The 24,918-nt window shown below is 36.4% G+C and carries 21 protein-coding genes; 10 read left to right on the top strand and 11 right to left on the bottom strand.

Annotated elements, in window-relative coordinates; all coding sequences use genetic code 11:
* The first annotated feature begins 109 nt into the window (after positions 1 to 109).
* The gene (locus M0D58_RS08170; RefSeq protein ID WP_248394866.1) at positions 110 to 1,165 is read left to right on the top strand and encodes a Gfo/Idh/MocA family oxidoreductase; all 1,056 of its coding nucleotides are present in this window, start codon (positions 110 to 112) and stop codon (positions 1,163 to 1,165) included.
* 78 nt (positions 1,166 to 1,243) lie between these two features.
* Here the strand turns inward: M0D58_RS08170 and M0D58_RS08165 are convergent, their stop codons facing one another.
* A complete protein-coding gene (locus M0D58_RS08165; protein WP_248394864.1) occupies positions 1,244 to 3,142 on the bottom strand; it encodes an ABC-F family ATP-binding cassette domain-containing protein in 1,899 nt (632 codons plus the stop codon).
* Between the two features lie 266 nt (positions 3,143 to 3,408).
* On the opposite strand from M0D58_RS08165, the gene M0D58_RS08160 reads away from it, so the two are divergent.
* Complete coding sequence (locus tag M0D58_RS08160) at positions 3,409 to 3,924, top strand: DUF1761 domain-containing protein (RefSeq protein ID WP_345892715.1); 516 nt, start codon at positions 3,409 to 3,411, stop codon at positions 3,922 to 3,924.
* 125 nt (positions 3,925 to 4,049) lie between these two features.
* Positions 4,050 to 5,099 carry a peptidogalycan biosysnthesis protein gene (locus M0D58_RS08155; RefSeq protein ID WP_248394863.1) on the top strand — a complete coding sequence of 350 codons (1,050 nt, stop codon included), beginning with the start codon at positions 4,050 to 4,052 and terminating at the stop codon, positions 5,097 to 5,099.
* 101 nt (positions 5,100 to 5,200) lie between these two features.
* Here M0D58_RS08155 and M0D58_RS08150 read toward each other — a convergent pair whose 3' ends face one another.
* Positions 5,201 to 6,064, bottom strand: coding sequence for a glycoside hydrolase family 25 protein (locus M0D58_RS08150; protein WP_248394861.1), 864 nt, complete (start codon positions 6,062 to 6,064; stop codon positions 5,201 to 5,203).
* 66 nt (positions 6,065 to 6,130) lie between these two features.
* Between M0D58_RS08150 and M0D58_RS08145 the strand changes: the two genes are divergently transcribed.
* The 5 genes from M0D58_RS08145 to deoC all read left to right on the top strand — a co-directional run bounded on the left by M0D58_RS08145 (position 6,131) and on the right by deoC (position 10,623).
* Positions 6,131 to 7,393: an NAD(P)/FAD-dependent oxidoreductase gene (locus M0D58_RS08145; RefSeq protein ID WP_248394860.1), complete on the top strand. Its 1,263-nt coding sequence runs from the start codon at positions 6,131 to 6,133 to the stop codon at positions 7,391 to 7,393.
* Positions 7,390 to 8,061, top strand: coding sequence for a tRNA (guanosine(37)-N1)-methyltransferase TrmD (gene trmD, locus M0D58_RS08140; protein WP_248394858.1), 672 nt, complete (start codon positions 7,390 to 7,392; stop codon positions 8,059 to 8,061). Before M0D58_RS08145 ends, trmD begins: the two co-directional genes overlap by 4 nt.
* A gap of 377 nt (positions 8,062 to 8,438) precedes the next feature.
* The gene (locus M0D58_RS08135) at positions 8,439 to 9,371 is read left to right on the top strand and encodes an endonuclease/exonuclease/phosphatase family protein (protein WP_248394856.1); all 933 of its coding nucleotides are present in this window, start codon (positions 8,439 to 8,441) and stop codon (positions 9,369 to 9,371) included.
* 32 nt (positions 9,372 to 9,403) lie between these two features.
* Positions 9,404 to 9,874 (top strand): Lrp/AsnC ligand binding domain-containing protein, encoded by a 471-nt coding sequence (locus M0D58_RS08130; RefSeq protein WP_029295841.1) that lies wholly within the window; start codon positions 9,404 to 9,406, stop codon positions 9,872 to 9,874.
* 2 nt (positions 9,875 to 9,876) lie between these two features.
* Positions 9,877 to 10,623: a deoxyribose-phosphate aldolase gene (deoC, locus tag M0D58_RS08125; protein WP_248394966.1), complete on the top strand. Its 747-nt coding sequence runs from the start codon at positions 9,877 to 9,879 to the stop codon at positions 10,621 to 10,623.
* 57 nt (positions 10,624 to 10,680) lie between these two features.
* On the opposite strand, the gene dusB is transcribed toward deoC, so the two are convergent.
* Positions 10,681 to 11,679, bottom strand: a complete 999-nt coding sequence (gene dusB / locus M0D58_RS08120) for a tRNA dihydrouridine synthase DusB (RefSeq protein ID WP_248394854.1) — start codon at positions 11,677 to 11,679, stop codon at positions 10,681 to 10,683.
* A gap of 108 nt (positions 11,680 to 11,787) precedes the next feature.
* Positions 11,788 to 15,000 carry a hypothetical protein gene (locus tag M0D58_RS08115; protein WP_248394852.1) on the bottom strand — a complete coding sequence of 1,071 codons (3,213 nt, stop codon included), beginning with the start codon at positions 14,998 to 15,000 and terminating at the stop codon, positions 11,788 to 11,790.
* Positions 15,001 to 15,186: 186 nt separating this feature from the next.
* Between M0D58_RS08115 and M0D58_RS08110 the strand changes: the two genes are divergently transcribed.
* A complete protein-coding gene (locus tag M0D58_RS08110; protein ID WP_248394839.1) occupies positions 15,187 to 16,020 on the top strand; it encodes a lamin tail domain-containing protein in 834 nt (277 codons plus the stop codon).
* Positions 16,021 to 16,178: 158 nt separating this feature from the next.
* Entirely contained in the window at positions 16,179 to 17,036 is an 858-nt protein-coding gene (locus M0D58_RS08105) for a lamin tail domain-containing protein (protein ID WP_248394837.1), read from the top strand.
* Between the two features lie 67 nt (positions 17,037 to 17,103).
* Here the strand turns inward: M0D58_RS08105 and M0D58_RS08100 are convergent, their stop codons facing one another.
* From M0D58_RS08100 to aroC, 7 genes are all read right to left on the bottom strand, one after another.
* Positions 17,104 to 19,920 carry a gluzincin family metallopeptidase gene (locus M0D58_RS08100; RefSeq protein ID WP_248394836.1) on the bottom strand — a complete coding sequence of 939 codons (2,817 nt, stop codon included), beginning with the start codon at positions 19,918 to 19,920 and terminating at the stop codon, positions 17,104 to 17,106.
* 58 nt (positions 19,921 to 19,978) lie between these two features.
* Positions 19,979 to 21,358, bottom strand: coding sequence for an orotidine-5'-phosphate decarboxylase (pyrF, locus tag M0D58_RS08095; RefSeq protein WP_248394835.1), 1,380 nt, complete (start codon positions 21,356 to 21,358; stop codon positions 19,979 to 19,981).
* Positions 21,359 to 21,510: 152 nt separating this feature from the next.
* Positions 21,511 to 21,858: a YkvA family protein gene (locus M0D58_RS08090; protein ID WP_248394834.1), complete on the bottom strand. Its 348-nt coding sequence runs from the start codon at positions 21,856 to 21,858 to the stop codon at positions 21,511 to 21,513.
* An 81-nt stretch (positions 21,859 to 21,939) separates the two neighbouring features.
* On the bottom strand, positions 21,940 to 22,479 hold the full coding sequence (locus tag M0D58_RS08085; RefSeq protein WP_248394832.1) for a TlpA family protein disulfide reductase: 540 nt from the start codon (positions 22,477 to 22,479) through the stop codon (positions 21,940 to 21,942).
* Between the two features lie 18 nt (positions 22,480 to 22,497).
* On the bottom strand, positions 22,498 to 23,250 hold the full coding sequence (locus tag M0D58_RS08080; RefSeq protein WP_248394831.1) for a hypothetical protein: 753 nt from the start codon (positions 23,248 to 23,250) through the stop codon (positions 22,498 to 22,500).
* 1 nt (position 23,251) lies between these two features.
* Positions 23,252 to 23,815, bottom strand: coding sequence for a thioredoxin family protein (locus M0D58_RS08075; RefSeq protein ID WP_248394829.1), 564 nt, complete (start codon positions 23,813 to 23,815; stop codon positions 23,252 to 23,254).
* A 14-nt stretch (positions 23,816 to 23,829) separates the two neighbouring features.
* Positions 23,830 to 24,900 carry a chorismate synthase gene (gene aroC, locus M0D58_RS08070; RefSeq protein ID WP_248394828.1) on the bottom strand — a complete coding sequence of 357 codons (1,071 nt, stop codon included), beginning with the start codon at positions 24,898 to 24,900 and terminating at the stop codon, positions 23,830 to 23,832.
* Positions 24,901 to 24,918 lie beyond the last annotated feature (18 nt).

Below are 24,918 nucleotides of genomic sequence, written 5' to 3'. Positions count from 1 at the left end.
TAGAATTAATAAAAATTAAGAGGTGATTTTTATCATTTTTTTAAGAAATGTGTTTGGTTATTTCTTAAATAAATTGAATGTTTATGAATAACTTTGGTAAAAAATAATTATGCAATTGGTAAAAACGGGACTCTGCGCCTTCGGAATGAGCGGAAAAATATTTCATGCACCTTTTTTAAAAGAACATCCGGGATTTTTCTTGTCGGCTATTGTAGAAAGGAGCAAGGAGGAATCTAAAGAAAAATACACTGAAGCAACCATTTATCGTTCCGTAGAGGAGATGCTGCAGAATGCGGATATTGAATTGGTTGTGGTAAACACACCGGTTCAGACTCATTTTGAATATGTAAAAATGGCTTTGGAAGCCGGTAAAAATGTAATTGTTGAAAAGCCTTTTACGGTGAATGTTGCTGAAGCCGAGGAGCTGGTAAAACTTGCCGAAGAGAAAAGTCTGTTCCTGAGCGTTTATCAGAACAGAAGATTTGACCGGGATTATCTCCAGGTTCAGAAAATCATGAATGAAGGGAAATTAGGAGATATTAAAGAAGCGGAAATACGTTTCGACAGGTTTCGCACAGAGCCCAGCGGAAAAGCGCATAAAGAAAACCCTGAGGCTACAGGTTCCGGATCGCTGCATGACCTCGGGTCACATTTGATAGATCAGGCAACTCAGTATTTTGGTCTCCCTGAAAAATTGTTCGCTGATGTATTTTCAATGAAAGGAAAAGATTTTGCCAATGATTATTTTGAAATTGTTCTGTATTATCAGAATAATCTGAGAGTAAGACTGAAATCTTCGGTATTTACTAAAGAGGCGCATTATGCATATGCCATTCACGGAGAAAAAGGAAGCTTTCTTCAGGAAAGAACGGATAATCAGGAAAATGAGCTGGCAGCCGGAGCTATTCCTGAATACGGTAAAGAGTGGACAAAACCTCTCAAAGAAGCAGACGGAATTCTGAATTTTTTAAATGAAAATAAGGAAACTGAAAGAATGCTTACTTCCAGCGAGCCGGGAAATTATATGAATTATTACCAGCAGATTTATGAGTTCATCGTTTTCGGATATGCATTGCCTTCTCCGGCAGAAGAAATCATTAAAAATATGAAAATTATCGATGCTGCACTGGAGAGCTCAGATGCTCAAAAAGTAGTTTACATGTAATTATAGATTGTAGTGTTTTAGAGTGATAGTGTTATCTGCAAAAACTTTTACTCTAAAACGCTCTCACTCTCAAACTTATTATCCTTCTCCCAGAATCTCCTGAAGTTCAAGCCACCTCATTTCATGGTTTTCCAGTTTTTCAGAGATATTCTCGAGATCTGCGGAAAGTTTTGATATTTTCTCATAATCAGATTCATTATTAAGCTGATCGAGAATTTTTTTCCGTTGATCTTCCAGTTCGGGCATTTCTTTTTCAATAGTCTCAAGTTCGCGCTGCTCTTTGAAGGAAAGCTTTTTCTTTTTGGTTGTATTTAAAGAATCTGTTGGTGTGTTTGCTTTGGAAGATTCCGGCTGTTTTTGTGCTACCGTTTTTTCCGTAGATTCTTCCTTACTCATTGCCTCTCTGTATTCAGAAAAATTCCCAACAAAATCTTTAATTTTTCCTTCTCCTTCAAATGCCAGAATATGGTCTACAATCCGGTCCATAAAATACCTGTCGTGCGAGACAATAATGAGTGAACCCTGAAACTGCTGCAGGAAGTTTTCCAGAACTGTTAAGGTTGGGAGGTCAAGATCGTTTGTAGGTTCATCAAAAATCAGGAAATTAGGGTTTTGATATAAAATATACATCAGGTGAAGTCTTCTTTTTTCACCGCCTGAAAGCTTTGATATCGGAGAATACTGCGTTTGATCATCAAATAAAAACAATCTTAAAAACTGCGATGCCGAAAGGCTTTTTCCATTAGCAAGAGGATAATATTCAGCAACTTCTTTGATGAAATCAATCACTCTTTCATCTTCTTTATAAACGAGTCCTTTCTGTGAAAAATATCCGAAATGAATCGTTTCTCCGGTCTCAATTTCACCATGATCTGCTTTTTCAAATCCCTGGATAATATTTAAAAGAGTAGATTTTCCGGCTCCGTTCTTTCCTACAATACCTACTTTTTCGCCTCTCTGAAACTGATAGCTGAAATCTTTTAACAAAACTTTACTTCCGAAGCTTTTGTCAATATGTTTAAGTTCGAGAATTTTATTACCAAGCCTTTTCATTTCAAAATCAAGTTCGAGACCTTGTTTTCTGGTATCTGTTTTGGCTACTTTTTCTGTTTCGTAAAAGGAGTCAATTCTGGATTTGGATTTTGTGGTCCTGGCTTTCGGCTGGCGGCGCATCCACTCCAGTTCCTTTCGGTAAAGATTATTGGCTTTGTCGATGGTTGCATTCAGGTTGTCTTCCCGGATCATTTTATTTTCCAGATAAGTAGCATAAGAACCGTTGTGGAAATACAGGTTTTTATCTTCCATTTCCCAGATGATATCGCAGACGCTATCCAGGAAATACCTGTCGTGGGTTACAAGGAGTAGGGTGATTTTAGCTTTATTAAGGTAGTTTTCCAGCCATTCTACCATTTCCACATCGAGGTGGTTGGTAGGTTCATCCATAATTAGTAAAGTATGGCGATGTTCTGCTCTTGTTTCCGTTAGAAGTTTTGCGAGAGCGACACGTTTGATCTGTCCTCCGGAAAGCGTTCCCATTTTTGCTTCAAGATCGGTGATTTTAAGCTGGGAAAGAATCTGCTTCATCTCGTTTTCCAGATCCCATGCTTTATGAGTTTCCATCCCGGCCAGTGCTTTTTCAATGAAATCATGATCAGTGGAATGAAGCGATTTATGATAATTTTTTAATGCTAAAATAGGCTCGGAATCCAGTGTCATCATGAATTCATCTATTGTAAGATCCGGATTGAAATCAATTTCCTGATCAAATAATACCACCTGAATATCTTTATTGATCATCACTGTTCCGCTGTCTGCAATCTCTTTTCCCATTAAAATTTTCAACAGGGTAGATTTTCCGCTTCCGTTTTTGGCAACAATGGCAATTTTGTCGCCTTCATTGATGTGAAAGGAAATATTTTCAAACAAAACTTTGATACCGTAAGATTTTGTGAGGTTTTCTGCAGAAACGTAATTCATGATGGTTTAATAATGCTAAAAATTGAGCTGCAAAAGTACAAAAATTAAAGGCATAAAACTTTTGCTTGTTCCTGATATAATTTTTTACTAACGGTAAAACCTTATGAAATTTAAATTAATAAATGAATTTATTTTTTTATGTTATTTTCTATTAAATAAGATTTTATTTGTAATATATTTATATTATTGAAGTTTTTTTTATTCTAAATGTATTTTGAATTGATTTTTATTGTAAATTCATAATTCTAACTATAAAAATATAAACAATGGTGCAAATCAACTTTTGGGCAGTATTAGCAGCCTCAATTATTCCTCTTCTTACAGGTTTTATATGGTATCATCCTAAAGTCTTCGGAACTGTTTGGATGAAAGAAGCCGGTTTATCTCAGGAAAAAATGAAAGGACAAATGGTAGGTGTATTTGTCTTTACGATTATTTTATCATTATTTATAGCCTATTTTCTTCATTTTGTAATCATTCATCAGTTTGGTGCTTTAGGAATGATTGGTGGTGATGAGATGAATGCCAACGAATCGTATCACGCATTTATGAAAGATTACGGGATGGCATACAGGTCTTTTGGTCACGGAGCGTTGCACTCTTTTATGACAGGTTTTCTTTTCGTTTTCCCTGTTATTGCCATTAATGCAATGTTTGAAAGGAAATCATGGAAGTATACGATGATCAATACGGGATACTGGACGCTTACGATTACCATTATGGGCGGTATTATCTGCGGATGGTATGCTGTTGATGGCTTTCATTGGGTAACACAAAAATAATTACAAAAGATTAAATTATAAGGCTACTTTTGCGTAGCCTTTTTATGTCATATCATTTAAAAATATACCATTCAGATAAGGATTTTCCGGAATGTTGGTCTTCAACGGTCGGAAATCACAATGTCATGCTTTCGCAGGAATATTTTTGTGCGCTTCATGCTTCTTTGCCTTCTAATATGGAGTGCTTTATGGTGGGTTTTTTTAATCAAAACGAACTGGTGGGAGGTGCTTTGTTTCAATACATCGATTTTATTGGATTTAGAAAGTCTTTAAAGAATGATTCCGGATGGAATATTAAAAGTCTGTTCACAGGCTTATTTATTAAAGATGTAATGATTCTCGGAAATAATATGCTGACTGGCCAGAACGGATTTTATTTTGATTTTTCAAAAATCCCGGTAAGAGATATTTTGATAGTTTTACATAAAGCGATTGGTGTCATGCAGTCTGAGATCAGGAAAACGTCTTTAATTATTTTTAAAGATTATCAGAACTCTCTTGCAGAACGGTTTAAAGGAAAAGAGTATGATCCATATTTCCGGTTTTCCGTACAGCCTAATATGAAACTGAAAATAAAGGAACATTGGGAAACATTTGATGATTATCTCAATGGCTTTTCAAAAAAATACAGGTCACGAGTAAGAGCAGCAAAAAAGAAACTGCAGGGTATAGAAAAGCGTGAGCTGGATTTGGATTCAATAAATAAATACCGGAACGAAATGAACAAGCTGTATCATAATGTAGTTGATAATGCTGCATTCAATACATTCTTCCTGGCCGAAAACCATTTTGGGAAAATGAAGGAAAATCTTGACGAAAAATTTAGAATCTTCGGCTATTTTTCAGAAAGCGAACTTGTTGGGTTTTATACTTTGCTGATCAATAATAATGATGTTGATACTTACTTTTTAGGCTATCATAAAGAACTTCAGAAAGAAAAGCAGGTCTACCTCAATATGCTTTTGGATATGGTTGAATTCGGAATTACTCATCAGTTTGAAAGAATTATTTTTGGCAGAACAGCTTTAGAAATAAAATCAACCATCGGAGCTGAACCCACTGAAATTTTTGGTCTGATTAAACATAATAATTTCATAATTAATCCTTTCATGAAAATTCTTTTTCCTGCTATTTCTCCAAAAACGGAATGGGTTCAAAGGAAGCCATTTAAATAATTTAAACAAAGCACTGCTATTTTAAGATACCCGTAATGTTTTTATAAGTGAGAAAATTTCAGGCTGTATAAGTGAGATTATCTTAGAAAATTTGAATAAAATTAATCCAGGGTAAGTCTTTTCAAAGACCACGAACTTCCGTTGTATATATCAAGATCTACTTTGGTGTTGATTCCGTGAACGATCCCGTTTTCTGTAAACTGCCAGAAATCCCATTCCCAATCAGGTGATGGGGCAGGAACGTCATTATAATTAGCCAGCCATAGCGGATAGTCATCAAATTCGCCTTTAAGAAAATCTTTGTAATAATGATAATAGGTGTAAATAATAGGTTTTTTTCCGTAGGCTTCCTCTACAATCCTGCACCATACTTTAAGATCTTCAATCAGTTTTTCGTTGGTTTTACGCTTCGGAATCTTTTCTATATCAAGAATGGGAGGCAGGTCGCCGCTTTCCAGTTTTACATTTTCAAGAAAATTGTTGGCTTGTCTTACAGGATCTTCATCTGCTCTGTAAAAATGATAAGCACCCCGGATAAGTTCCTGCTTTTTTGCCATTTCCCAGAAATCATCAAAATGTTTATCCGCATTGCGGTTTCCCATGGTGGCGCGCATCACGACAAATTCCAGTGGAATGGTTCTGTTCCCGATGCTCAGACTATCCCAGTTAATATCTTCTTTATTTTGGTAGTGGGATATGTCAAAACCGTACGTTTTATCAAGGTTATCTGAAATGATTTTCTGTATTCTTACTGTTTCAGATTCTGTATTATGAAGCTTCCGGTGCACGAATTTATTAAAGTAAATAGCATAATAATAGCTTACGGTCTTTTTTAGATAAAATCCTGTTCCTACAAGTGCAATCAGAAGAATTGCCAATAGTACTTTGCGTCGGAAAAAATAGTTCTTCCTACGGGTTGCATGAACCTTTTTGGCGGTTTTTTTGCTGTACTTTTTCTGTGGCATAAAGTTTTGCAAAACTAACTTTTTTCGCTGCGAAATGCTAAAATAAAATCAGTAAATTTGTGTACTATGGAAACACGCGAAAAGATCATCATTATAGGAGGAGGTTTTGCGGGGCTGCAACTTGCGAAAACATTAAATAACAAAAACAAAAAAGTACTTGTTGTAGACCGGGTAAACCATCATATGTTTCAGCCTCTTTTCTATCAGGTAGCGTGCGGAAGAATTGAGCCATCCAATATTTCTTTTCCGTTCAGGAAAATTTTTCAACGTTCCAGGAATACACAGTTCCGGCTTACGGAAGTTAAAGAAATTGATACTGCCAACAATAAAGTAATCACAGAGGAAGCGGAATTCAGCTATGATAAACTCATAATTGCCACAGGTTGTAAAACCAATTTTTTCGGGAATAAAGATTTGGAAAGTAAAGCTTTCGGAATGAAAAATACACAGGAGGCCATCAGCATCAGAAATCATGTTTTGATGACATTTGAAAAACTGATCCTGGAAAAAAGCCGCAGTGATGATGGAAACTGGAATATTGTCATTGTAGGAAGCGGTCCCACCGGTGTGGAACTGGCAGGTGCTTTTGCCGAAATGAAAAAAGAAATTCTTCCTAGAGATTATCCGTATATGAACTTTGCCCATCTTGAGATTATTCTCGTAAGTTCTACGGAAAAACCACTTGCAGTGATGAGTGCTGAAGCACAGAATAAGTCTGAAGAATATTTAAAAGATCTCGGCGTAACATTTTTAAGTCAGGAATATGTTACCGATTATGATGGTGATAAAGTGTATATGAAAAGTGGAAAAACAATCCCTTCCAATAATGTAATCTGGGCAGCCGGCGTTACAGGGAATGTTGTTGATGGCTTTCCTCAGGAAAAGCTCATTAAAAACCGATATATTACAGACCGATACAATAAAATAAAAGGCTACGACAACATCTTTGCCATTGGAGATATTGCGTATATGGAAACTCCGAAATATCCTCAGGGGCATCCTCAGGTGGCAAATGTAGCAATTACCCAGGCGAAAAATTTAGGTAAAAATCTTCTCAGAAAAAATACTGCCGACTGGAAAGAATACGAATATGAAGATAAGGGTTCTCTGGCTACCATCGGGAAACACAGAGCAGTTGTAGATTTGCCCTTTGTCAAATTTCAGGGATTTCTGGCGTGGTTTTTCTGGATGTTCTTACATTTAATGTTAATTTTGAGCGTCAGAAATAAGCTTGCCGTATTCTTCAACTGGATGTGGAGTTATTTTAACAAAGATTCTTCCTTACGATTAATAATTTCGCCGAATAAGAAAAACGAAACTTTACAATGAGAATTGATATCATAAGTGTGCTTCCGGAACTGATGGAAAGCCCTTTTAAAACATCTATTTTAAAAAGAGCCATGGATAAAGGACTGGTGGAAGTGCATTTTCATCACCTGAGAGACTGGGCGATTAATAAACACCGACAGATTGATGATGAGCCTTACGGCGGCGGAGCAGGAATGGTAATGATGGTAGAACCGCTGGATAAATGTATTTCCGCATTAAAAGAACAGAGGGAATATGATGAAGTTATTTATCTTACACCAGATGGGGTCACCTTAAACCAGAAAATAGCCAATACACTTTCTATTAAACAGAATCTTATCTTCTTATGTGGTCATTATAAAGGAATTGATCAGCGTGTAAGAGATCTTCATATTACAAAAGAAATTTCCATCGGAGATTATGTACTCACCGGTGGCGAGCTGGCAGCCTGTGTTCTTGCAGATTCTGTAATCCGTCTGCTTCCCGGCGTTTTAAATGATGAGCAAAGTGCTTTAACAGACAGTTTTCAGGATGATCTGCTTTCTCCTCCTATTTATACAAGACCTGAAGTTTATAAAGGTTTGGAAGTTCCAAAAATTCTCCTGAGCGGCAATTTTGCAAAAATCGAAGAATGGCGTCATGATGAAGCGGTAAGAATTACTCAAGAAAAACGCCCCGATTTACTTTAAAAAAGATAAATTATAGAATTTATTACTGTTTAATGATTTTATATTAACAATAAAATGTAATATCGGAATATTTTTTGTTGCTATTTTTATTGTAGTTTAAAAAAATAATCATATTTTACTTTTTAGTTTATTTTATTCTAATTTAATTTAGTTTTGGTTATTTAATTATTAAAAATAATATTTTAAAATAAACGGCAATATTTAAATTTTTAACTTTTGATGGTTTTATGTCTTAAGATTTTTTATTGAATTTTAATTATTTAAATATAAAATTCATGTAAAAAAATTGCGAAATAATTAATGATTTATTAAATAAAATAATAAATTTACATCCTGAAAGTTAAAATGAAAATTTTAATTATTAGAAAAGCGTGTTGATGGAACTTTTTAGTTTTTATAATGTTGAAAATTTATTCCTGCCAGATCCGGAACCAAGGCATAAGCTTGATCCTACAATTTCAGGATTACGGAACTGGAATGAAAGAAAATATAAAAACAAACTCTATAAAATCGCACACGTTTTTCAGCTGATAAAGGATGAAAATGGTACGCTTCCCTTTATTATAGGTCTTTCAGAAGTTTCCGGAAAGCAGGTACTGGAAGATCTCATACAGATGCAGCCGTTCAATTCAGAATATGGTATTGTACATTACAATTCCAGGGATGAAAGAAAAGTTGATGTAGCCATGCTGTATGATAAAAATAAAGTTGAAATAATAGACTCTGAAGCTATTACCTTCTTCTTTGAAAACGAAACCCAAAACATAGAAAACTACGATACAACAAGAGACGTGCTCTATTCAGTATTGAAGTATAAAGAAGAGATTATCAATGTCTTTATCGCCCATCTTCCCTCTAAACGCGAAAAAGATATTAACAGGCCCAAAAGGATTTTTATACTTAATGAAATCCAAAGAAGGATTCTGGATCTCATAAATGCTGATGAAAATGTAATTCTGTGCGGAGATTTCAACGAAAACCCAGATGATGAAAATTTAGTAAAAATTCTCTATGACAATTCCTACGAAAAGGTTTTGGAAAATCCTTTTCAGCAGTTGTTTTCTACAGGAAATTACTCTACTTTTCATTACAAATCCGGGCTGTTATTTGATCAGATCATATTGTCTGAATCTTTTTTTAAAGAAGATCGTATGCTTTCTTTTCAAAATGCAGGAATTTTTAAACCCGTAAAAATCAGCTGCCGGGACAAAAATTTTGAGGGAAGGCCGTTCCGCACTTATGCCGGAACAAGGTATCTCGGCGGTTACAGCGACCATTTTCCGGTCTATGTAACGCTTGGTAAAGTATAAACAAATGTGAAAAACATAAATTTAAGTAGAGAATGAAAAATTCAGACAACACAAGCTATCAATTGGATTCAATTGACAAGGAAATTATTTACATGCTGATGGATAATTCCAAAACATCACTTGCTCATATTTCCAAAGGAGTGGGGATTTCCACAACTGCGGTTCACCAGAGAATTAAAAAACTCGAGCAGGCAGGAGTAATTGAAAATTCAATTTCTTTTCTTAATCCTAAAAAAATAGGATATAAAGTTATTTCGTACATAGGTGTATTCCTCGATAAACCCAGCCATTATCCTGACATGGTTAAAGCTTTAAAGGAAATCAATGAAGTAGTGGAAGCTCACTATACCACAGGGAATTACACCATATTCCTGAAAGTCCTCTGTAAAGATAACGACCACCTGATGCAGATTTTAAGTAAACTTCAGAAACTGAAAGGGGTTACAAGAACGGAAACTTTCATATCTTTGGAGCAGGGTATTTACAGACAACTGAAAGTATAAACATCATGAACATTGCACAATATTTGGATTCAACCTACCTGAAAACTCCTGCGCAGTCAGGGCTTTCGGAAGAAGAAACATTACAGAAAGATAAAGATCTGGCACAGGAGGCTATTGATAACGGAATTTTCGCCGTAATGATCCGTCCGGATTATGTTTCGGAAATCAAAAAGTATATTCTTGAAAGGAATTCAGATGTTGTGGTGGGAACAGTTATCGGTTTTCATGAAGGAACATATTCTGTAGACGAAAAACTTGCAGAAGCTGAAAAAGCGATTGCCGATGGAGCAGATGAGCTGGATTTTGTGATCAATTACAATGCTTATTTAAAAGGAGATTTGGATCTTGTGAAAGATGAGTTCGTAAAATGCACTCAGCTTTGTCTGGAACACCATAAAGCAGCAAAATGGATAATCGAAATTGCAGCTTTAACCGATAAACAGATCGCAGATCTTACCAGAAATATTTCCATTTGGGCAGAAGAGCGTTTTTCTGAAAATGATTGGTCTAAAATTTTCGTAAAGTCTTCAACAGGTTTTTATGAAACCCAAGACGGAAAACCAAATGGTGCAACATTTGAAGGGATAAAAATAATGCTGGAAAATGCCGGAAAATTACCTGTAAAAGCAGCCGGTGGTGTAAGAACTCCGCAAGATGCCGAAAAAATGATCAGCATGGGAGTACAAAGAATCGGAACTTCCTCTGCATTGGCTTTAATTAAAAACCATTCTGTTTCGGAAGGATATTAATTTAAAAATATGACTTAAAATAAAAAACCATCAGCTTAGAGTGATGGTTTTTTTATTTTATGCCTGTTGGGCTAAATATTCAGTATAAAATTCCTGGGTTTCCTTGATTAGCGCATCCATTTCCTCCAAAGTGAATACTTCTAAAAATTTCTTCCTGAAATCTTTAAAATGAGGAACGCCGCGGAAATAATTGCTGTAATGCTGTCTCATTTCCACCAGCCCCAGTCTTTCGCCTTTCCATTCTGCGCTCCATTCCGCATGCTGGCGAACTGCCAGTAAACGGTCTTCAATAGTTGGGGCCGGAAGATGTTCTCCTGTCTTAAAGAAATGTTTAATTTCGTTAAAAATCCAAGGATAACCGATAGCAGCTCTTCCGATCATAATACCGTCGCATGCATATTTTTGTTTGTATTCTAAGGCTTTTTCAGGTGAGTCGATATCACCGTTTCCAAAGATTGGAATCTCAATATTAGGATTTTGTTTGATTCTGGAAATATGTTCCCAGTCTGCTTCGCCTTTGTACATCTGTGCACGTGTTCTTGCGTGGATTGTTAATGCTTTGATGCCTGTTTCCTGAAGACGTTCCGCTACTTCATCGATGTTGATGGAAGTGCTGTCCCAGCCTAAACGGGTTTTAACGGTTACCGGTAAACTGGTGGAACTTACCACAGCTTTTGTAAGACGAACCATTAAATCAATATCTTTTAAAACTCCAGCGCCCGCACCCTTGCAGACAACTTTTTTTACAGGACATCCGAAATTAATGTCAACAAGATCAGGATTTACCGTTTCTACAATTCTTGCTGACATGGCCATTGCTTCTTCATCACCGCCAAAAATCTGGATTCCCACAGGTCGCTCATAGTCGAAAATATCCAGTTTTTTCCGGCTTTTAATTGCATCGCGAATTAACCCTTCTGAAGAAATGAATTCAGAGTACATCAAATCTGCACCATGCATTTTGCATAACCTCCTGAAAGGCGGGTCGCTCACATCCTCCATTGGTGCCAGTAAAAGCGGAAATTCCGGCAGTTCTATGTTGCCAATTTTAATCATGCTGCAAATTTACAAAATTCCGGGCACTTGAAAATAGGATATTATCTATAAGCGTAAATGATGATAATTATAACCAATATCCCTATTAAGCCCTCAAACGGTTTAAACTCAGAAACTCGCCTTAACCTGCATGCTTCCGATATGAATGGTTCTGTCCCCTGAATTTCTTCCTTCATAATTTAAATTAAGCTGAAGAAAAGAATTGATGGCCTGTTGAATAAATACACTCCAGACCTGGTTTTTTCCGGGTTTTAAACCGTCGAGCATCTGATTTCCTACAATGCTGAAATTGTTTCCCGTAAAATCATTGTTAATAAATGAAAAGTTTCCCCGAATGGACGTTTTTCGACGTTCCCACTGTATGGTTCCGGTGATGTCAAATGCTTTCAGAAGCTCCTCTCCATCCACTCTGTCTTTCTGTCGGAAAGCGGAGGAAAGCTCAGCCTGAATAGCATCTGTAAATTTATAAGTCGCTTTCGGTTTGGTTTCAAAATTATTCAGACGGTAATCTCTTGTAGCAAATAATTGTGAAGAATTTCGAATATCATGTACGGAATTTTCCCAGTCGATCCTGAATTCTTTATTAAACCAGTATCCAATATTTAAGAAATGTGAAACTTGCTCACGTTCTTCATTGCTGAAATTGGCATTGATAAGGTTGTCATTTGAGATAAAACGATAGTTTCCGTTCCAGCCGGATTTTTCTGTCGGACTAAACTGTGCAGAAGCAAGTATATTCTGGTTTTTCAGGATCTGGTCTTCATTTTTTTCGAAAGGATTAAGTACCAGAACTTTATCACGTTTGTAAAATGAATTTTGGGAATTCAGTGAAATATTAAAATTCCATCGCTTCAGGAATTTGTTTTCAGAATTAAAAACAACAGAAGGATTCACAAATAGGGCCAGCTGAATTTTATTTTTATTGGAAGGAATATATCGTACAGAATTCGTGTAAATCCTGATGTATTGCGCAAGGTCAGAATATTCTGCAATTTCAAATTCATCAAGCTGCTGAATGCCGTCACCGTTATAATCTGTCCATTTATAAATACCCTGTCCGTCGGTTACTTTAATATATTGGAATTCTCTTTGTGCTTCCTGTCCGTTTCCAAGCTCATAGAAAGCCTGCAGTCTCATCCCGTTTCTGAAGAGCTGTTGGTTGTAAAGAATATTTCCTACCACAAAATCATTGTTTCTGGAAGCATCCGCGTCCTGATTCTGATAGAAAAACTTACGATAGTGAAGAAGCGCGTTCAATGTTGTTTTCTCCGTTTTAATGATTTGGCTTTCAGCCATGAATCCTAAAATATTATTCATGTTCTGAAGCCTGTTGTCGCGCACCGAGTCATTATCTCTCATGTATACTTTAGTGAGCAGTTTTGTGCGGGCACTGTCACCGACTTTTTTCTGTACAAAAATTTCCCTCCAGCTGAAACTTGTGACATCCATAAGCTGAGTGTCATTGTATTTCTTTTCATTATGTTCCATACTTCCTCCAACAGCCCAGCTTCCTTTTTTGCCGGTATATTCTGTTGATGCACCACCTCTTATGAATTTTGTATCCTGGAGTACGGCATTGGTGTTTAGATAAGATAAATTTCCTTTGGTGAAGAATTTTCCGCTGATCCAGCCAAAATCGAGATCATTTTTTATCCCTTTATAAGAATCCTGCTCATCAAGGTAATTAATTCTATAATTGAGCGTAGATTTATTATTCCATTTATTTAAAAAGCTAAAGATGAACCTGTTTTGTGTTCTCCCGCTGAATTCCTGTGCAAGGTTGAAATCTCTTGAGAATTCTACATCATTAATCCTGTCTAAAATATGAAACTGTTTATCAATATATTGATATTCAAAATTCGGAGTTCCTTTCCAGTTGTTTTTGGTAAAAGTTTTATTTCCGAAAATCCGCCACGCATAGCCAATATTCTGGTCAGAGTCTTTAGAAGAAAAAAGATTGATGTCATAGTTGCTTAATGAAATATCTGCTCCAATTTTTCCGTCCTTTAATGCATATTCGGAATTAAAGGAATAGACCTGTGATTTTTCGGGAGAAGGCAGTTTTCTTACGGCACGGTAATCACCCATGTTAGGGCCTACATACTCAAAAACCCTTCCGTTATTGGTGGTTTGTGTTATTTTATAATCACCCAGATTTGCCCCGAAATAAGTAAATGAAACCGTATAAAGAGTCTGTGTGGCATCTGTTGAAAACTGATAATAATTTCCGGAAGAATTCTGAACCAGGCGGTAAAGGATTTTGTTGACATCATATTCGGTGACCACGCCGGAAGGAGCGTACATCAGATTCGGATCGTTTCCTGCATTGGCAAGAATCTGCTGATCTTCCTGAGAAAGATTCAGCGCCAGCGGAGCGTTTTTATTATCATTTTCCATGAACCAGTTAAGTCCGAGCTTTAATTTTTCTCTTTTATGCTCAACTTTCCCGGTGAATAAATATCTTGAATAATTCCTGTTGGTATAATTGTAGGAAATGGTAATAAAATTCTGCTGGAAAATAGGACGGAAACTGGTAAAAGTAACTTCGCCTGTATTATAATTGATAATGTAATCCTGGTTTTCACCACGCTTCATAAGAATACCATCAATAAAAACCTGTTCCGATCCGGAGATCAGGGTGATAAACTGTTCACCGTTTTTTCCCGTCAGTCGGTAAGGTCCCTGGTTTCCTTCAACACCCTGAAAACGTATCCTGTGGAATTCACTTCGTGCCACTCCCATGGAAACATCAACAAATGTTTTATTATCTTTCCCGAATTCCGTCTGGAACTCAATTCCCATACTCCGCCGCTGATATTTTGCAAAATAGTTTTTGGCCTCAACAAGATCAAGATGTCCGGCTCTGAGGATGGATTTATCCTTAATATTAAGCTGCATGTAGATCTTGTCGAATTCTTCAAGGGTCTGGGTATATCCGTCTGCCTGAATTGGCAAATTATGATCGGAAATGCTCGCAAGAATGGTTACATCTTTAGAAAGTCTCCCGGAAATCTGCAGGTCCATTGAACTTTGTACAGACTGTCCCTGGTTGTTCCCGAAAGTAATCCCCCTTATAATAGAACCTTTTGAATTCAGTTCGCCTAAAAATCTTTTTTTGTCATTTCTTGCAAGAACAGCTTCATCCACAATAATTCTGTTGCTGGTTTTCACAAAATCCATGGTGTCTTTGGCAAAAATATCCTGCTCAAATCTTGCAGCCAGAATACTGTCTTGTGTAATGCTGTCCTGTTTGAGGCTATCCTGTGGAAGATTAGGGTTTTTCCATGTGAATATCTGTGCATTTCCAGAGAATATGCCCATAAAAAACAACACGAATATCAGAATATAATTCCGCAAGCCTTTAGAAATAATCGGTAAAAATACTTAAAAATAGTTTATGGAAATGCTTTTAGTATTATTAACAAAAAATTAACCCAATTATTGTCTTATGAAGAAAAATTGGCGTAATTTTGGCGTGTAAATTATTAATAATTAAATCTTAACGTCATGAAAAAAATCTTTACAATTTTGAGTATAGTTTCTGTATCTGCTTTTGCAAATGCACAAATTGTAATTAATGAAATTTATGGAGCAGGTGGTGGAAGCAATTCTGCTATTTTGTACAAGTATGATTTTGTAGAATTAAAAAATATCGGATCTACCTCTGTAACTTTAACGGGTGCGTATTTGCAGTATGCTTCTGCGGCCGGTACTTTCAACGGTGGAAATAGTAATCATGCATTACCTACTATAACATTAGCTCCGGGCCAAACGTATCTTCTTCAGGAAGGAAGTGCAGGGACGGCGGGAACTGATTTGCCGACACCGGATGCAGTAGGAACTATTAATTTATCAGGAACAGCAGGTAAACTTGCTTTAACGACTGATAGCACAGCGCCTACATCTGCAACAAGCTCTAATGTAATTGATTTTTTAGGTTACGGTTCTACCGCTAGTTATTATGAAGGATCTGCTGCTGCGCCAGCACCGTCTAATACAACTTCTATTGCAAGAACTTCAGGGGATACCAATAATAATGGTGCTGATTTTACTGCGGGTACGCCTACTCCTCAAAATTCAAACTCAGGTAGTTTAGCTGTTGCTGATTTATCTAAAACCAAAGGAAACTTCATTAAAAATACTTTTGTGAAAAATGAAGAAATTACATTTGGTGCTCAGGCAAATGATGTAAAAGTTTATAATATGTATGGACAGGTTGTAAAAACAGCATCTGTAAAGGCAAACGAGTCTTTAAGCGTTGCTGAATTACAAAAAGGAAATTATATTGTAACAGGTACGGTAAATAATCAGCCGGTTTCTCAAAAGATTCTGAAAGACTAAAATTAACTTCGTATACCAGATAAAAACCACTTTGTAAAAAGTGGTTTTTTTATTTATATAATTAAAATAAAATGAATTTTTTGTAATAAACGTGGTATATGCTTGATTATTTGGCATTTATTTTGTTGAACTTTAAATCTAACATAAATCACTTAATTATGAAAAAAGCATTTACTTTTATCGGGCTTGTCTCGATGACGGCATTTTCTAATGCACAGATTGTAATTAATGAAGTTTATACTGGAGGAGGCCTTTTAGGGGCAACTTTAACAAATGACTTCATAGAGTTGAAAAACATCGGGAATTCAACAGCAACCTTAACGGGTGCAACCATTCAGTATGGTTCCGCTACAGGAGCATTTACACAATATCACACATTACCTACCATCACCTTACCACCGGGACAAACCTATCTCATCCAGGAAGGCGGTGACGGCGGCGGATTGATCAATCTTATCAACCCGAATCTTGTGGTTAATGTTGTATTGAACTTCGACGGATCTGGTCCGATTGTAGGTGCAGGGCTAGGGATAGGGCTCACCTCCGGAAAAGTAGCGCTGGCAAGTAATGCCACACAGGTAACAGGTCCTACAGCTTCCAATGTTTTAGATTTTGTAGGATATGGAACAGCTAATCAGTATGAAGGAGCAGGAGCAGCACCATCGCCAACCATTCTGAATTCCATTACCAGAGTTTCAGGTGATACCAACAACAATAATGTGGATTTCACCATAGGATTGCCTACTCCACAGGGGGGAACTTTAGCGGTTAATGATATTTCTGCTAACGCTGTACGTCCTAATTTCATCAAAAATACTTTTGTAAAAAACAATGAAATTATTTTTGGTACGGATGTGAAAGATGTAAAAGTATACAATATGATGGGACAAGTCGTAAAAACAGCTTCTGTTAAAGAAAATGGATCATTAAATGTTGATGAGCTGCAAAAAGGAAGTTATATTGTAACAGGTATTGTTAACAACGAACCGGTTTCGCAAAAAATCCTGAAAGATTAATTTATAGAATCTAAAATTCTAATGCCTCAGATTAACTTCTGAGGCAATTTTTTATTACAGGAGTTTATTAATACCAACCTCGTCTGGCTGCATTGATAATAGAACTCAGATTAAGAATTAAAGTATATCGTATGCGCTTCCCATAATCCTTGAATCCCGGTTCAAAGCCTAATGACGACTGTATCGGAAAATAGATTTCAAGAAAATCCGGAATGACACGCACCTTTACACCGCTGTCCCAAATGAACTTGGCAGATTGGTTTTTATTGTCATATACACCTGCATCCGCATAAATGTGGAAAATTTTCCAGACACTGGTATCTACATTTACAGAGGTAATCCATTTGTTGACGGTTCCCGGAATGAAAGATTTGAAACCTCCATCAGCCAGAATGTATTGTTGTGAAAGGATACCTCCGGTTGCGCTTTGCCCCAACAGATTATAGGAGAAAGAGTAATCGGAAACTCTGGAAATTCCGTAGTTGAAAGTATTATTTCTTGTATTGTTTTTAATAAAATATCCTGCAAAAAGTCGGACACTTAGTTTTTGTCTCGGAGCAAATTCCCAGCGGTAAAAGCCTTCTGCGGTTACTTTGTGGAAATCTTCCATCCATTGGGTGTTGATTCCGAGGCTTTTCTCATGAATGCTCTGGCTGTCATTGTATCCGTAACCTACGCTCCAAAGATTGTATTTATCATAATCATTATTGGCAATCATCAGAGGGCTGAGATCTCTCTCAAAATAGTTGTAAGAAATTCCCACGCTTCTGCTTACGGTACTTCTTGGATTTTTTCTGAAGTTAAAATTTGAATAAACGGAACCTTTGCTGTAAGCCAGATCGTAATCATAATGGAAATAAGATCCTGAAACTCCGAAAGTAATGCTTCTGAAAATACTTTCTGCCGGCAGAAAAGAATAGTTAACAGCTCCGGATCCGGTAAGTTTACCTGTTCCCGTACTGTAGGTCGGAGTAAAAGAATATAAAAATTTCTGATCAAAAAAAGACTGATTCTTAAAGTTGAACCCGATCAGGAATTTATCATATGTATTGCTGAAACGAACCCTCGGGCTGATATAGATTTCATTGAATTCAGGATTCGGGATATCTTTGATAAATTTCAGTTTGATTTTTCTCATGTTGGAAAAAAATCCTTTCGCATACAGAAAATTATCCCTGTAATTGGCTTCCGGGAAAATGTAATCATCATTCAGGGTAATTTTGTTGACATTTTCGGCAGGAATAGAAAATGTTTTTGTTTTTTCATTTTCTTCCGTTTCTACCCAATATTCTTTTGTATCGCCATCTTTAGATTCTGTCTGCAGTTTTACCGGAATATTGGCGGGGGTATTTTTATTAATTTTTATATGAAGAGAATCTCCCTCTTTCCGAAACCTTTTAAGCTTAAAATTTACCCTGTTTTTGTGTTGTAAAAAGTCGGACAGATAAGCTGTTCTCTTATCCTGCTCCGCTAATTCTTTTATAAAATCATCTGGATTAACCTGTTTGTCCGTATTCTTTGAAATAAATTTCTGAACAAGACTGTCAAAATTCTCATAGCCCATTTTATCCGCCGAATAATTGAATAAGGTCCCGGTTTCAAAACTGCTGATGGCCATATCATTAAAGTTGCTCAGGACCGTGTATTTCTCATCAATTTTCTGATCAAGATTCTGGGACATGATGTATTGGTAGGTTAGTCCGTACCGTTCAATAAGCTTTACATCCGAAGCATAAAACAGCTTTAATGGTTTGATCCCGAAAATTTTGGTTTCCGGTAAGCTGCCAAGGAGTTTGGTGTCACCATAGAATTTCTTGAGGTATTGAATTTCAAGGTAAGATTTCAATCCGTTTTTAAACCAGTGATCATCCTGTTTATCGGTAATAATGCTTTCCTCCAATACTTTTTTAGCCACAATCCCGAAATAATCTAGATCGGTCTTCTGAGCATCATTAAAAAGCTGAAATCTGAACTTCCAGAATGTAATATCATTATTTCCGAAAAAATCTTCTTTAGCCCTGAATTTATCTGAGATAAAAATTCTTTGAGGAACAGTTCCCGTTCTGTCTTTGATAAATTTCAGGTGAAGCGGCAGATAAAACTCCAGATTTTGTTTTTCTTCCGGTGTTAAATTATATCCGAATTTTATTTCAGTTCTGATATCATCATTGTTGATGATGATTGATGGATATTCATTCTGTGAAATGAGAAATTCTGGATCGGAGTCAAGATACCCCATGAAAGAATTCATCTGAAACTGCTGAAGATTACTTTCGATAAAATAATTAACAGGCAGATCAAAATTAATCTTCCAGTACGTATTGAAACTTACGGATTCTTCGATATCATGATAATCCCTTTTAGAAATATTGTCCGGATCAAAACGATCCGGGACAATAAAGAAATATTTTAATGCTACATTTTTATCTGAAGTTCCGTATCCCGTAAATTTTTTGTCGGGAAGCTGAATTTCATATTGCAGTTTTAATTTTACCTGTTCGCCGGGCTGCAGCACTTTTTTCAGGGGTAAAAAAATATTTTCCTCCGAAATAGCAGTCATTGGAATTTCCTGGTCGGAATCCTGAATTTTCAAATTGAGTAATTTTCCGAGCTCTTTTTTTTCAGCAAAGTGAAGATCAGTATTGCGGTCTTCCAGCTTACGGTAAACCAGTGATGTTCCTCTTTTATTGTACGCGGATACCCAGTTCAAAAGTTTCACTGTATTCAGAGCTGCTTTAGAATTGTTATAATAGACCAGCTCCTGATTTACATGCAGCAGTTTTTTGTCTGAAGACAGTTTTGCTTCAATATAAATACTGTCTTTCTGTGCAGATACCTCTACAACACCCAAAAACAAAAAAAGGCCAATGCAAATATTTCTCAATTAACTGTGATATGGTTCAAATATAACTTATTTTACAGAAAGTCCTCTAATATTTAAATTAACTTTGAGTTAGTTTTTTTTCAAGGGAATTCAGATAGGCTTTCCATCCTTCATTTTTATACAGCATGGCAGCTTCGGCAGGATTTTCAGCTTTGTAAATTCCTCTTCCTACAATGATGAAATCGGTGTGAAGTGTTTTGAATACATGTTCAGGGGTATTGTACTGCTGTCCTTTCCCGTCTCCGGAATCTGCAAGATTTACACCCGGCGTGAAGAGCAGCATTTCTTCCGGAAGCGGGTTTTGGGAAACTCCGCCGATTACATTAGGATGGGATGCTGCAATCTTTAGTGCTTCTTCACGATATGCACTGGTGGTTAAAGCACCTTTTGAAGACATTCCGATGATGGCAACGACACCTACATTTTTAAAACAGTCTAAAGATTCAAACCCTCCGATAACCTGAGATGTTACAAAGTCTGCCCAGTCCGTAATTTTAAATACACCGCTTGTAAACTGCAATTCCTGAGTATTTCCGATGTCTGCAAATTTTCTGTCTTCCATAAGCAGGAAATTATGTTTTGCAGCCAATGCTTTAAGCGGAGTAATTGTTTTTTCATATTCGAAATCAGATATAATGTCGATATGTGTTTTTAAAGCAATCACATGAGGACCTACTTTTTCTGCGAGATCCAATAATCCCTGAGTTGTGGTAACATCAGCAGAAGCGATAAGATTGGATTGTTTGGCAAGTGCAGTTTCCAATAGTTTTTTAGAAACAGAATGCTGTGCGGTGCTGAGTTTCTGTTCGTAGGAAGCTCTTGTTATTTCTTCAAACTGAATGTGATTTCCCTGCAGGAAATCCTGAATTCTTTTCACTTCATCATCTGATAATTCTCCGTTTTCCCAAAGGATAGAACATACTTCCGAAATATTGAAAAGTGTGTGAACTCTGTATCCTCTGCTTTCAAGAAGTTCTTTTCCACCTTGTTCCCTGTCGAGAACAACTACGATATCAGCAACTTTGATGTCTTCCTGCTCAACTTCTGCAATGGTTTCAATCAAAGATTTTCCTGAAGTAATCACATCTTCTACCAAAAGGCAGTTTTGTCCTTTCTGGTAAATTCCTTCAATCAGTTTTTTGGTGCCATAGTTTTTGGCTTCTTTTCTTTTTATAATTAATGGAATATAACTTTCCAGAGACATTGCTGTAGCCATCGGAAGGGCAGCATAAGGAACTCCGCAGATCAGATCAAAATTATCCAGAGGAAGCATGTCCAGTAAATAATTGGCTAAGTTTTTTAGGATTTTCGGATCTGAAGCCAATGGTCTTAAGTCTACATAAAAAGGACTTTCAATACCGCTTTTTAATGTAAATCTTCCGAATTTGATGATGCCAAGTTTATAGCACTCTAAAAAGAATTCTTTTTTACTTTCCATTATTTTTTATTAGATGTTGCAAATTTAAGGAAATGATGTTGAAAGTCAATTGTGAATTTTACTTCGCAGTTGAATTGTGAGGTTTTATCGTTCCATTATGATAAAGCGACTGGATTTTTATTCACAAAAAAACACCCAAAAGGATGTTTTTTTTATTTTACGATTTCGGCATTGATTACTTTCGTACTGTCTTTGCTATATTGTCGTTCGGCTTCCCAAAGAAGGAATTTATCTACTTCTTTAATCAGTTTCGGAATGGTAAGCGATAAAACGGCCAGATCATCCAGCACTCCGATTACGGGAACAGCAACTTCAGGAAGCAGATCAATCGGTGAGATAATGTACAATACCCCTAAAAGCGGAAGAATAATATCAATGGATCTCATCGGGTATTCTCCTTTTCTCCACATCCTCACCATTCTGAAAATGTCGGGGATTTTTTTCACAAAACCTTTGTGATTGATGGCTTCTTTTGCCAGACTTAATTTTGAATATTTCATTTTGTGTTTAATTTTAATAATTCTACAACGGTACTTAATTCACAAATTCTGTACCAATGAAGTCTTATGGAACGTTAAAAATTATTTGATAATATTATCTATAAACTGATGTACAGATTCTGTATTCCAGTCTCTTGACGCATCTTCTTTAATAATGATTCTTCCGTCTTTATCAAGAAGGTAAGTGGTTGGGAACACTTTCGGAAGTATTTTTTCTGAAATGGGACTTTGTGCAATATAAACGGGAACGGTATAATTATTTTCCTTCAGAAATTTTCTTACGGCATCTTCCTGATCATTCATTGCAATAAGCACGAAATCCACATGTTCTTTTCGGGTGTCGTAGAGCTTTTGTATCGAAGGCCATTCTTTTCTGCACGGTGGACACCAGGTTCCCCAGAAATTAAGAAATACAGCTTTGTTTTTAAAAGTTTTGAGATTGGTACTCGGAACATTGATTCCCTGCAGGTCGATATCATAATCTTCTTCCGTCACATGTACTGCATTTTCAATTGTGGCAATAGGAAAAAAAGCATCCTGCAGTTTTTCTTTCACGCCGGGAACGAAAGCGATCACCGCAATGACAGCGATTAATACGATGTAGATTAGATTTTTTTTCATAAATAATTCTCCTGGTATTTATTGTATTCCAATATATTGAAAGTAATTATTATTCAATTGATATATCAAAAACTTATCAGAAACTTTTCCTTCCTTATCAACTAGAGGAATATACAATTTATTTTGTTCAAATTTAATCAATTTTAATGGACGCTCCGGTCTGTTAACCACACTAAAAAAATCAAAATCAATCTGAATTTTATTAAGGGCTGTGGTTTTGGTCCTGAAAATTTTGTTGGAATCAATTAATCTGTTATTACTGATAGTAAATGCCTGAACTCTTTGAGCATTATCTTTTGAAGAAAAAATACCATTGGAAATAACAAGATAGTAAATCTGCTTATTGAGGGTGACTTTTATAATTTCAGAAGTAAAATATGCAGTATCTGCCTGGTCTTTATTAAAAATGGTTTTTGCTTTTCCATTGGAAGAGTACTGAATAATCTGATCAAAACTTTTCATCGTTCCTCCCAATTCTGTGTCCCAACCATAGAATCTTAACTTTTTATCTGCTGACGTAGCGATGAACAATTTTTTCTTCAGGAGTTTAAAGTCATAGGTGAGGGTTTCAGGATTTTCAGCAATGAATTTTTTAAATTCACCGGAAAATTTCAAAGACTCATCTGCTTTGCTATCGTAATCTTCATTTTCGGAATACTTTTTATACTGAGTTAAAAAATATTGCTCTTTATTTTCCAGTTTTGTGTTTTGTGCCCTGAAAGCATTGGGGAAAATAAAAAATGCGATGAGAAAACAGGTGTATTTGAACATTCTACAACAATTCCAAAATTTCCTGAACAGCATCCTTACCCCTGTTTTTGGCATAATAAATCTGAAGGTCATTGTAAAAAAGATCTTTAGGATAAGCTACAGGATCAGCTTTGTATTTCATCAATAACTCTGTTCCGAACTTCGGACGAGGACCCCATGAATTTTTAACCTGAAAATCTTTATCCAGGATAATTACCTTCGGAATGGATTCCGTACCATTCGTTAAAAATTGATTGATTAAACTTTTATCATGGTCTCTCAGGAAAATACGTACTTCATTCCGGCCTTCGAAAAATTTAACCAAAGCCGGAACCGTGGCACTGGCATCACCACACCATACTTCGGAGATGATAAGTATTTTACCTTCAAAATTTTTGGCTTCAAGCTCTTTAAGCTGATTTTCATCCGGAACATACTTCTTTAAGGTTCTGTCGATTCTCTGAAGTCCCAGTTCGTAATATTGTTTATAATCTGCTTCCTGCTGACTGGCAGGGTTTTCTAATCTCTGTCTTCCTGTTTTTACATACTCTTCAAAAGAGATGCCTTGTTCCCAGTAATTTTTCATTACTAATGTATGTATTAAAAATGGTTGATATTTCTTGTTTTATTAATCAGGAACAGATCTGCCAGAACAAAAGCAGCAAGGCTTTCTACCACTGGAACTGCTCTTGGGACCACACATGGATCATGGCGTCCTTTTCCTTCCACGATTACCGGATTTCCGTTTTTATCTATACTTTCCTGTGGTCTCAGAATCGTTGCGACCGGCTTAAAGGCTACACGGAAATAGATGTCCATTCCGTTTGAAATTCCTCCCTGAATTCCTCCTGAAAGATTTGATCTGGTAGTAAAATCTTCGTTAAAAAGATCATTATGATCCTTTCCTGTCATTTTAGCACCGCAGAAACCGCTTCCGTATTCAAATCCCTTGGCAGCATTAATGTTCATCATCGCTTTGGCCAGTTCAGCCTGGAGTTTTGAAAAAACAGGTTCGCCAATTCCTACCGGAACATTTTTGATGACACAGGTAATGGTACCGCCAATCGTATTTCCTTCTTTTTTGATCTCTTTAATTTTTTCGATCATTTTTTCTGCCGTTTCCGGATCGGGACACCGTACCTCATTGCTTTCCGTTTTTGAAAAATCGAGTGCCTGATAAGGTTTTTCACAGAAAATTTCACCTACGGAAGAAACGTAAGCATTGATTTCTATGTCGGATAGCAATTGTTTTGCTAAAGCTCCAGCCACTACCCAGTTCATGGTTTCTCTTGCAGAAGATTTTCCGCCTCCGCGATAATCTCTCAGTCCATACTTTTGATCATACGTAAAATCGGCATGGCTCGGCCGGTAAGATTGTGCAATATGATCATAATCTTTTGATTTCTGATTTTCATTTTCAATAATAAAACCAATGGGAGTTCCTGTTGTTTTTCCGTCAAAAATCCCTGAAAGAAACTGTACGGTATCGCTTTCTTTTCTTTGAGTTACGATAGAAGACTGTCCCGGTTTTCTGCGGCCCAATTCATATTGTATTTTATCAAAATCAACCTGAAGGCCTGCGGGGAAATTATTGATAATTCCGCCATAAGCGGGACCATGACTTTCTCCGAATGTTGTAAGGCTGAGAAGATTACCTAAAGTATTTAACATACTACAAATTTACGGCTT

The sequence above is a fragment of the Chryseobacterium nepalense genome, from assembly GCF_023195755.1.
Lineage (GTDB): Bacteria > Bacteroidota > Bacteroidia > Flavobacteriales > Weeksellaceae > Chryseobacterium > Chryseobacterium nepalense.
Note: the sequence above shows the minus strand (reverse complement) of the source record. Positions and strands in the feature narration are given on the sequence as shown.